Source organism: Endozoicomonas sp., from assembly GCF_051008435.1.
Classification (GTDB): Bacteria; Pseudomonadota; Gammaproteobacteria; order Pseudomonadales; family Endozoicomonadaceae; genus Endozoicomonas_A.
On the sequence record NZ_JBPCXO010000406.1, the window covers coordinates 1 to 7,404 of the forward strand.

At 48.4% G+C, this 7,404-nt stretch carries 8 protein-coding genes; 3 read left to right on the forward strand and 5 right to left on the reverse strand.

All coding sequences use genetic code 11. From position 1 onward, the window contains the following. Positions 1 to 192: 192 nt before the first annotated feature. Positions 193 to 810: a class I SAM-dependent methyltransferase gene (locus ACR2PX_RS20580; protein ID WP_434001234.1), complete on the forward strand. Its 618-nt coding sequence runs from the start codon at positions 193 to 195 to the stop codon at positions 808 to 810. Positions 811 to 1,049: 239 nt separating this feature from the next. On the opposite strand, the gene ACR2PX_RS20585 is transcribed toward ACR2PX_RS20580, so the two are convergent. The 3 genes from ACR2PX_RS20585 to ACR2PX_RS20595 are packed head-to-tail and all read right to left on the reverse strand — an operon-like array spanning position 1,050 to position 4,307. Beyond that, complete coding sequence (locus ACR2PX_RS20585) at positions 1,050 to 2,132, reverse strand: hypothetical protein (RefSeq protein WP_434001235.1); 1,083 nt, start codon at positions 2,130 to 2,132, stop codon at positions 1,050 to 1,052. Then, positions 2,125 to 2,883, reverse strand: a complete 759-nt coding sequence (locus ACR2PX_RS20590; RefSeq protein WP_434001236.1) for a class I SAM-dependent methyltransferase — start codon at positions 2,881 to 2,883, stop codon at positions 2,125 to 2,127. Before ACR2PX_RS20590 ends, ACR2PX_RS20585 begins: the two co-directional genes overlap by 8 nt. A gap of 23 nt (positions 2,884 to 2,906) precedes the next feature. Then, entirely contained in the window at positions 2,907 to 4,307 is a 1,401-nt protein-coding gene (locus ACR2PX_RS20595) for a glycosyltransferase family 4 protein (protein ID WP_434001237.1), read from the reverse strand. Between the two features lie 595 nt (positions 4,308 to 4,902). Between ACR2PX_RS20595 and ACR2PX_RS20600 the strand changes: the two genes are divergently transcribed. Both ACR2PX_RS20600 and ACR2PX_RS20605 read left to right on the forward strand, forming a co-directional pair. Then, on the forward strand, positions 4,903 to 5,625 hold the full coding sequence (locus ACR2PX_RS20600; RefSeq protein WP_434001238.1) for an NUDIX hydrolase: 723 nt from the start codon (positions 4,903 to 4,905) through the stop codon (positions 5,623 to 5,625). Between the two features lie 133 nt (positions 5,626 to 5,758). Continuing rightward, on the forward strand, positions 5,759 to 6,481 hold the full coding sequence (locus ACR2PX_RS20605; protein ID WP_434001239.1) for a Fic family protein: 723 nt from the start codon (positions 5,759 to 5,761) through the stop codon (positions 6,479 to 6,481). A gap of 46 nt (positions 6,482 to 6,527) precedes the next feature. Here the strand turns inward: ACR2PX_RS20605 and ACR2PX_RS20610 are convergent, their stop codons facing one another. Both ACR2PX_RS20610 and ACR2PX_RS20615 read right to left on the reverse strand, forming a co-directional pair. After that, positions 6,528 to 6,803, reverse strand: coding sequence for a type II toxin-antitoxin system RelE/ParE family toxin (locus ACR2PX_RS20610; RefSeq protein ID WP_434001240.1), 276 nt, complete (start codon positions 6,801 to 6,803; stop codon positions 6,528 to 6,530). Then, positions 6,803 to 7,072, reverse strand: a complete 270-nt coding sequence (locus ACR2PX_RS20615; protein WP_434001241.1) for a CopG family ribbon-helix-helix protein — start codon at positions 7,070 to 7,072, stop codon at positions 6,803 to 6,805. The genes ACR2PX_RS20610 and ACR2PX_RS20615 overlap by 1 nt, the downstream gene beginning before the upstream one ends. Positions 7,073 to 7,404 lie beyond the last annotated feature (332 nt).

Here is a 7,404-nt window from a genome sequence, read left to right on the forward strand (position 1 = left end):
TTCAGTAGAACGAGTCGAATTATTCGATGGATTCGTGAGAATAGTTGACCTATTTAATCGAATTCATCGAATAATTGGGCCGTTCTTTCTGGAATTCAGGCCGAAATAGTCTTAAGTCCGACAGGCTCCTAGGTACTTAGAGCCAGTCAAGTGACTGAGCTACTTCTGACTTATAAAATGAAAAAACGAATTATGCCTGTACAACTGCCACTCAATATCGATTCTGTTAAAGGCTTTCTGGCACCGGATGAGGGTGAAGCGCTTTACCAGTTCGCTCTGGAAGCCAGCCAGCTGGGTCCCTGTCTGGAAATTGGCAGTTACTGTGGCAAGTCTACAGTCTATCTGGGTGTTGCCTGCCAGCAAAATAGCAGCGTGCTGTATGCCGTTGATCATCACCGGGGTTCAGAAGAACACCAGCTGGGAGAAGAGTATCATGACGGTGATCTCTACGATGGCAGTATCCAGCTGATGGATAGCTTCAAAGCTTTCCGAACCACTCTGCGTGAAGCCAGACTGGACGATACAGTTGTCCCGATTGTTGCCCCTTCCGCTGTAGCATCCCGTCATTGGGCCACTCCTTTGGGAATGGTATTTATTGACGGTGGTCACAGTGAAGAAGCCGCCCAAACTGATTTTCGCAGCTGGGTCAGCTTTATCAAGCCCGGGGGTATTCTGGCAATACACGACATTTTCCCCAATCCCCAAGATGGTGGGCAGGCACCTTACAATATCTGGAAGTTAGCAAAAGCTTCCGGACTGTTTGAAGAGCTGCCCACGGTCAACACTCTGGGATTGTTCCGCCGCCGTTAATTGTTGACTGCTAGGAGCCTGACCGAAAATAGATAGCCCAGCCTAAAGCTCAGAAAGAGCGGCCATCTTTAGATGAGCACCGTCGTGGTGCTCACCCTAAAGGGCAGCCTGAAGGCTGTCCAAAATAGCTCCAGGCAATTTTGTCCACTAAATTTGATTAAATAGGTCCACTATTTGCACAAATTAAGTGAAAAACCTGACTCGCTCTACTGAGCTTTATGCTCGGGCGCTATTCTCGGTCAGGCTCCTATCGCCTCTTCAGTGTCTGGCAGCTCTACTTCAGGTCTTATCTCCAGACTGGATTCCACAAACAGGTGCGAAGCAGCGGTATGTTCGGTCAATGCATCAGCGGCCAGCAAAATAGCACCGGCTGTCCAGGCGGTTTTCTCTTCTGGCCAGATGACGTCTTCAACATATTGATAACCGGTCCAGTATCCGCCATCACTGTCTCGCCAATTGTGAAGCCAGCTGTACAACTGAGTGGCTTTCTTCTTTTCACCTGCAGCCAGCAGGGCCATGGTTAGCTCGCAGGATTCAGCAATAGTGACCCAGGGCTGATCACTGACACAGACACAGCCCATATCTTTGCGAACGAACTTGTCCCAGAGCTTCTGGATGCGGTCACGGGCTTCCTGACCACGGAAGACACCAGCCAGAATCGGATAAAACCAGTCCATGGAAAAACGGTCTTTGCTTTCCCAGGTGCGGTCAAAGTTTTCAGGGTGATATTTCAGGGCCTGTCCCAGTTGTTGCCAGGACTCATGCCAGCGCTCAACGTTCTTGTTCAGAGCTTCAGCAATCAGAATGGCACATTCCAGGCTTTTCAGAACCGAAGAGCAGCCCGTAATCAGCGCGTCTTTCTCAGGTTGACCACCTTCCATAACCGCCCAGTAAATTTCACCGGTTGGTGATTGTTGTTTGAGTACAAATTGGATGGCGCGCTCGACCATTGGCCAGTTCAACTCAAGAAACTCTGTATTCTTGGTGATCAGGTAGTGATGCCAGACACCTGTAGCCACATAGGCGACAAAATTAGTTTCTCGCTTGTCACTGTAGAGAGGCTTACCGTCCTGATAGTTAGCGTACCAGCTACCATCTTCCAGCTGTTCCTGTCGCAGCCAGTCATAAGCTTTTTCAGCTTCAGGATAGTGGCCGATGATACTCAGCCCCATGGCGGCTTCGGTATGATCCCAGGGATCCAGTTTACCGCCGGTAAACCAGGGAATGCTGCCATCATCCAGTTGAACAGAGAGAATGTAGTCTGCCGTCTTATTGAGAAAATCTCTTGGGAATATGCCTTTGGTCAGTAACAGGCTATCCATGACAGACCTCCTTGTTCGTAGAGTTGGATTGTCCTTCGCCTGGCTCCCATTCGAAATACATCACCACACTTTTTCCAAAGACCGGGTCGAGCAGCTTTTCAGTAATACGAGTTACTTTGGGCTTTTCCATCAGGTCCCACACCAGCAGCTTGTGATACTGATCAACCAGTTTGGAGGGCTGCTCCCATTTCCAGCACTTCAACCACCAGTAGGGGGAGTGCAGGGCATGAGCCCAGTGTCGTGAATAACGACGCCAGCCAAGGGCTTCAATGTCATGACGAAGGTGAGTGGAGTTAAAGATGCGGATATGGCCGCCCTCAACCTCATGATAAGCCTTGCTGAGTCGCCAGCAGATCTCTTCTGGCCAGGCTCTGGGTACACTGACAGCCAGTAAACCGTCGGGCTTTAGTACTCGCTTGATTTCGGCCAGTACGCCCTGGTAATCGGGAATATGTTCCAGCACCTCGGAACAGATAATCTTATCAAAGGTGTTGTCTTCGAAAGGCAGCTCCAGGGCGTTGCCCTGGATAAAACGAATACTGCGACCATCTTCTGACTCTTGAAGAAATTGAACAGAATCCTGCTGTCTGTCGCGGGCTGTTTGCAGGTCGTTTTCGCACAGATCTATACCTGTTACATCAACTTTGGCTTCCAGCCAGGCAGCAATGGAATGACGGCCCTCACCACAACCCACGTCCAGCACTTTATCGCCATTGCGTAACTTCAGACGATTAAAATCTATGGTTTGCATCTTGTCTCACTTATCCTCGGGCATCATCCACTGACAGATGTAGTCTGTTGGCTCAGGGCTGTCTGGTTAAGATCAGCATCGGCATCCACTGTGTCTTTTAACTCAACCGACGCTTGTTCAGCATCCAGCAGGTTCAGGTAATACTGACTGAACTGTCTGGCGGCTACCTTCCAGCAGAAGGTCGCCAGAATTCTATCTCGGCCCCGTTGGCCGTATTCGATCCGTTTTTTGGGATCTTCCAGCAGTGTTTGCAAAGCTTGTGCCAGCGCTTCACTGCTGCCTGCTTTAACGATCAGGCCTGCATCACCCACTACTTCTGGCAGGGCTCCACCGTCTGAAGAAATCACTGCACAACCACAGGACATGGCTTCACCGGCAGGCAGGCCAAAACCTTCATAGAGCGAAGGTGATACAGCAATAGCGGCTTCAGAGTAATGTTCCACCATTTTTTCAGTGGAAATACCGGACACAAACTTTACGGCTGATCCCAGGTTCAGCTGTTCAAGCTGCTGCTCAGTCTGTCCGCCTTCCTTCAGCTTGCCTACCACCAGAAGCTCCAGCTCGGGGTAGTCAGGCTTGAGTAAAGCCATGGCTTCCAGAAGGTATTTCAAACCTTTCAGAGGCTGGTCTGCAGAAGCGGTGGTCATGATTCTGAATGGCTTGCGCTCAATATGAGGCTGAGGGCTGAACGTCTCGGTATCAATGCCGTTGTATATCAGACTGATGTCGTCAGCTGAACGATCGAAAGCTTCAGCAATGTCACCGCGTGACTGTTCCGAAACGGTGACAATATGCTTCAGTCCTCGAACCACTTTGCCTTGCATGCCCAGAAAAGAATACCAGCGGCGGGTCAGCAGACGGAGCTTCCAGTCTGGCGCTGCGTCCAGAGCCAGTTGTCTGTCACGAGTTATGGGGTGATGCACAGTAGCGACAACAGGAATGCCTTGTTTTTGTAGGTCAAGAAGACCGTAACCGAGACTCTGGTTGTCATGAATAATGTCGTAGTCATGGCCGTTTTTGCGCAAATACTTCACGACACGACGAGTAAAAGTATAGGGTTCAGCAAAACCACCGGTGAGCATGGCCCACCATTCAAAGAAGTTAGACCAGGATTTCAGGTGTCTTGGTCTCAGGGCGGTCACATGACTTTCGACGCTGAACAGATCCAGGCTGGGGATTTCAATCAGGCCAACCCTGGGATCGAGATCCGGGTAGGGAGGGCCGGAAATAACATCCACTTTATGGCCTGCTTCTACCAGAGCCTTACTCAGATACTTGAGGTAAATACCCTGACCGCCCACGAATGGGTGGCTGCGATAGCCCAGCAGACAGATGTTCAAGGGTCTGGTGGGTTGTTCAGATACCTCAGACGACAGGGTGCTTGCTGACGTCATTGTGTTGGGTAGTTTTTCTTGTATGGTCATTGGAAAACCTGTCACCAGACTTGGTTATGGGGCTTGGATGCCTTTAACGGCTGCTACTGTGACGTGAAAAGGTCACAGGGTTTGCCCGGATCGTTAATGCTGGTGAGTCCTTTCTGTCAGATTCGAACAGGGTACAGTTAAGGTTGTTGCTTTAAAGCGTCCAGATGAACTAGGAGCGTGGGCGAGAATAGCGGTCGAGATTAAAATTCAGTAGAACGAGTCCATTTTTTCGATAGATTTGTGCGAATAGTGGGCCTATTCAATCAAATTTATCGGAAAAATGGGCCGCTCTTTCTGGATTTTAGGCCGACCTATCTATTCTCGCCCACGCTCCTGGAAAATTAACCGCTGGACTTCGGCCACTGTATCAATCCCTGTGTGATGTTCACTCCGAAAAATGCTTTTCTGATCGAAGCATGATCAGGTGTTAAGGGCTCTCCGCTGGTTGGTTATTACTTACCACCAGGGTTGGGGGAAAATAACATAAACTGATGCAGGCGTGAAATGGACTCTCATTATTGATTGTCGTGTAACCCGAGCCGATTTGCGGTTAAATGCTCTCATTAAGAATAAAAATAATCAGGATGTTGAAAGTATGAGCAATGCCCAGCCTCCCATACCTGCCAGACTGGCAGCCACTGTCGTCATCCTGCGGGATGGACCCAAAGGTCTTGAAACCCTGATCATGCGTAAAAACAGTCGGGCGAACTTTCTGGGAGGGTTCTGGGTATTTCCCGGTGGCTCGGTAGAAGAGCAGGATCAGGCTGATTCAGAACAGCAAACATTAAAAAATGCAGCCGCCAGAGAAACCCAGGAAGAAGCGGCATTGACCATCAACCCGGATGACTTGGTCTATATATCCCGCTGGATCACACCAGAAACCGCGCCGAAGCGTTTCGATACCCACTTTTTCCTGGCTCCGGCAAACTCCAGTGATGTCATCGTAGATGGTGGGGAAATAGTCGATTCCGACTGGGTAACGCCAGCAGAAGCCATCGCCAGGCAAGCAAACAAAGACATAGAAATGATGCCGCCCACCCTGGTGACCTTCCATGGGCTACAACCTTTCACAAACGTGGCTGAAGCCATACGACATTTTCAAGATAAAAAACCGTGGGAGTTTTTACCCAAAGCCAATTTTGCGGATGAACAACTGGTGATGCTTTATCCCGGCGATGCGGGTTATGAATTGGGTGATCCTGATGTGGTTGGGGTTCGGCATCGGTGTTTATTGGTTGATGGGTGTTGGGAGTATATGCCTTTGAGTTCGAAGCCCTCTGAGAAAGCAGAAGATAGTAAGTCGATGCTGCTTAGTTGAAGACGCAAAATGAATGTAAAAAATACAATGGGTATAGATGTTTTTTTTGCTATAGGCTTTGATCCGCGTTTTCCTGAGGGTGCGCTTCCCATATAATGAAGAATCAGGCAGAAATATTGGGTTTTATACATTCATGTTTGAAACTATTGACCAGCTTAAAGAGCAATTGGATGCACTGCGCCCTCTGCCCGTTCACAGTGTTAACTCTTTGCATGAGTCCCTGGTTTTGGAGTGGACCTACCACTCCAATGCCATTGAAGGCAACACTCTGACCCTCAAAGAAACCAAGGTGGTACTTGAAGGTATTACGGTGGGAGGGAAGTCGATCAGAGAGCACTTTGAGGCCATCAACCACAAAGAAGCCATTGAATGGGTAGAATCTGTAGTTGCCAGACAGGAACCATTTAGTGAACGTCTGATCAAGTCCATTCATCAATTGGTTTTGAAGAATATTGATGATACCAATGCCGGGCGCTATCGCCAAGAAAATGTGATGATTGCCGGGGCCATTCATACGCCTCCAGATCATTTGCACTTACCCACTAAAATGGCCGCTTTGGTTGAGTGGTATCAAAAGCAGACGAATCATCCTGTTGAACGGGCTGCAAGGCTGCATGTTGATTTTGTAGGCGTTCATCCCTTTGTTGATGGCAATGGCCGTACGGCAAGATTGTTAATGAATTTTGACTTGATGGCCAGTGGTTATCTTCCAGTGATCATCAAAACAGAGAACAGGCTGGCTTACTACGAGGCTCTTGATAAAGCTCACACCACGAATCAGTATCAGGACTTTATTCAACTGGTGATTAATACTCAAAAAGAAGCTTTGGAAAGGTATCTCAGTATCGTGAGTTGAAAGGTTTAGCTGTTCCAGTAAGGTTTTTCGGCGTCTTGTAGTCTGCTCACCGGTCTTCACGGGTATGCCAGAGTCTCAGGATATAGATCGTCGAGTTTAGAATCTCGTAGCGCATTTCATATTGGCCCACCAGTATTTTTCTGACCTCTCTTGGGTCAAATGTTTCCAGCCTTTCTCCCAGTCTTGGGCTAGGCAGTAGAGACGTTGGTGCTGCCGTTAAAGATTGAACGGTCTTGGCTGCCGCAGGTTGATTCACAATGACTAGAAATTCATACAAGCGAGACAAGTCGGATAAAGCTCTACTCGTCCATTTTATTTCCATCAGCGTGGCACTGGCAGAGGGTTTTCAGAATCAAGGCTGTCAGCCCACTCCTGAACGGCTTGATGATCAATCACAGCATTACTATCAACATCTGCCAATGCTTCCCGGGTTAGACGGTCTCGTTCTTCTTCCTGATCAATCCAGGCTGAAAGAGCTTGTTTGATGATCCACCCCCGGGACCTCTCCAGCTTCTGGGCCAATTGTTCTACCTTCTCTGCCAAGGGCAGAGGCACATGTGCAGTAAGTACTTTCGTCTCTGACTGAGCCATATTTCCTTTCCTATAGAGATAAAAAATCAATAATTATCTATTTGAAAAATAGTGATTAAAAATGATTAAGTCAATTTTTAGAGAAGATGAAACATCTGAGCTGAATGTTTGCTGATTCATTCACTACTGAAGGGCCTTGTTATAAACTGGCATTGTGAGCCGTTTGAAGAATACATGGGAAGTGGGCTTTGAATCCACACTCCCCAGACCTTAAGTCCCGCTTAACTTTGAGGTAATGAGCGAGCAGGCTGTACTTTTGGTAAGAGAGTACAGTTTTCATACACTTTGCAGTCTAATCTACAGCATCAGCTTGTGTTCATAATTGTTCCGCT

Excerpts from the sequence above, each read along its gene's own strand:
- ACR2PX_RS20580 (WP_434001234.1), top strand. The coding sequence starts at position 193 with ATGCCTGTACAACTGCCACTCAATATCGATTCTGTTAAAGGCTTTCTG.
- ACR2PX_RS20605 (WP_434001239.1), top strand. The coding sequence starts at position 5,759 with ATGTTTGAAACTATTGACCAGCTTAAAGAGCAATTGGATGCACTGCGC.
- ACR2PX_RS20585 (WP_434001235.1), bottom strand. The coding sequence starts at position 2,132 with ATGGATAGCCTGTTACTGACCAAAGGCATATTCCCAAGAGATTTTCTC.
- ACR2PX_RS20610 (WP_434001240.1), bottom strand. The coding sequence starts at position 6,803 with ATGGAAATAAAATGGACGAGTAGAGCTTTATCCGACTTGTCTCGCTTG.
- ACR2PX_RS20615 (WP_434001241.1), bottom strand. The coding sequence starts at position 7,072 with ATGGCTCAGTCAGAGACGAAAGTACTTACTGCACATGTGCCTCTGCCC.
- ACR2PX_RS20600 (WP_434001238.1), top strand. The coding sequence starts at position 4,903 with ATGAGCAATGCCCAGCCTCCCATACCTGCCAGACTGGCAGCCACTGTC.
- ACR2PX_RS20590 (WP_434001236.1), bottom strand. The coding sequence starts at position 2,883 with ATGCAAACCATAGATTTTAATCGTCTGAAGTTACGCAATGGCGATAAA.
- ACR2PX_RS20595 (WP_434001237.1), bottom strand. The coding sequence starts at position 4,307 with ATGACCATACAAGAAAAACTACCCAACACAATGACGTCAGCAAGCACC.